The 1,525-nt window shown below is 66.2% G+C and carries 1 protein-coding gene and 1 pseudogene; one reads left to right on the top strand and one right to left on the bottom strand.

All coding sequences use genetic code 11. The features are described 5' to 3' along the window. A partial coding sequence (locus ACWCSD_RS52480) for a hypothetical protein (protein WP_449927421.1) occupies positions 1 to 244 on the top strand: 244 nt, incomplete at its 5' end. 84 nt (positions 245 to 328) lie between these two features. Here ACWCSD_RS52480 and ACWCSD_RS52475 read toward each other — a convergent pair. Next, positions 329 to 1,512, bottom strand: a pseudogene (locus ACWCSD_RS52475) (IS256 family transposase); the annotation flags it as partial. Positions 1,513 to 1,525 lie beyond the last annotated feature (13 nt).

Genomic DNA, 1,525 nt, shown 5'->3' with positions numbered 1-1,525 from the left:
GCAGAAGGCCCGCGCTGCGGGTATCCACGTCATCGCAGCCACGCAGCGCCCGAGCGCGGACGTTATCTCGACGACCATCCGCTCCAATTTCCCCGCCCAACTCGCCCTGCGGGTTAAGACTGCGACCGACAGTCGCATCATTCTAGACGAGACCGGAGCCGAAGCTCTGGCCGGACATGGCGACGCCTTTCTGCACACGGCTAAGGGCACCATGCGACTACAGGTGGCCTACGACGGGAGCTAAGAGGCCCCGCTATCTTTGATCAGCTCCACCACACGTACTCAAAGCGAGAAAAGGAGCAATCGTCAAGACCTGTGGATGGAGTTTCTAGGCTGCTGCCGATGAAGGTTGGTCGTCAGGTCGTTCGACGAGCTTGCCGTTGATGAAGGTCGCCCCGGCGCGGACCAGGGCGACGAGGTGGGGCGCGTTGACCGCACGCCAGCGCTTCTGCGCCGATTCGATCAGCTTGAAGGCCATCGCCAGCCCGGCCGCGCGGGAGCCCGGCCCCTTGGTGACCTTGGTTCGGTGGCGGACGGTGGCGAAGGTTGACTCAATGGGGTTGGTGGTGCGCAGGTGCACCCAATGCTCGGCGGGATAGTCGTAGAAGGCCAGCAACTCGTCCAAGTCATCAACGACCTTGGCCACAGCCTTCGGATACTTGCCGCCATAGGCGTCCTGGAAGTCCTTGACCGCGCGCTTCGCGTGCTGCTTGTCTTCGGCGTTCCAGATCTCCGCCAGGTGCTTCTTGGCGGCCGGGTGGGCGGATTTCGGCATGGCCCCGAGCACGTTTGCGATCTTGTGAAACCAGCACCTCTGGGCTCTGGTCTGCGGAAACACCTCGCCCAGCGCCGACCAGAAGCCCAGAGCGCCGTCCCCGACCGCCAGTACTGGTGCCCGCATGCCGCGCCGCTTGGCATCGCGGAGCAGGTCGGCCCAGGACTCGGCCGACTCGCGATACCCGTCGGTCAACGCGACCAGTTCCTTACGCCCGTCGGCGCGCACCCCGATCATCACCAGCGGGCACAGCTTGTGCTCCTCCAGCCGGATGTTGACGTGGATGCCACCGACCCACAGGTAGACGTAGTCCACCCCGGACAGGTCACGGGCGGCGAAGGCTCGCTGCTCGCCTTTCCAGCTCTCGGTGAGCTTGGTGATGACCGACGCCGACAGGCCCGCCGAGCTGCCCAGGAAGTGGCCCAGCGCGGCGGTGAAGTTTCCCGAGGACAGCCCGTGCAGGTACACAGCGGCAGCACGTCGGTGACCTGCGGACTCTTACGGCAGCAGGCGGGCAGGATCGCCGAGGAGAACCGCTTGCGCTCGCCCGTGACCTCGTCGATGCGCTTGTCGTTGACCCGCGGGGCCCTGACCGGGATCGCGCCGGCCGCGGTGAGTACGTCCCGTTCGGCGTGGTGGCCGTTGCGCACGACCAGACGGCGGCTGGCCGCATCGCGCTCCTCGGCGAAGGCGGCGATGTAGGCGTCGACCTCGGCCAGCAACTCGCCGGCGAGCATCTAGCGGACACCC

Source organism: Nonomuraea sp. NPDC001684 (genome assembly GCF_053596515.1).
The sequence above is the reverse complement of the archived record's forward strand: the minus strand, read 5'-3'. Positions and strand labels throughout refer to the sequence as shown.